A 243-nucleotide genomic window follows, 5' to 3' on the forward strand; every position below is an offset into this window, starting at 1 on the left:
ATAATTTCACCAACTGTTTCTCTTCCTGTATTAATTCAGTCATTTTTAACTTAGACATAATCCCGAGCAATGGTAATGCGATTTCGTGTAATACTTCATTCTTTTCAGCTATTACCATTCCCCCGCCAAGCTCTTTTACTCTATGAAAAGCTGTAAGCATATCTCCTTTACTCTTTCCAATAAGAATGATGTCACCCGTACCAGAATAAGAGCTAGCAAGGCCTCCTAATTCTTTCGCAAAAC

Annotated in this window: 1 protein-coding gene; it reads right to left on the reverse strand. The window is 37.4% G+C overall.

What is annotated here, in order from left to right:
* The coding region (locus tag KI369_RS27210; protein ID WP_274382489.1) for an adenine deaminase C-terminal domain-containing protein at positions 1–243 on the reverse strand (243 nt) is incomplete at both ends.

This window comes from Bacillus sanguinis (assembly GCF_018332475.1).
GTDB lineage: Bacteria > Bacillota > Bacilli > Bacillales > Bacillaceae_G > Bacillus_A > Bacillus_A sanguinis.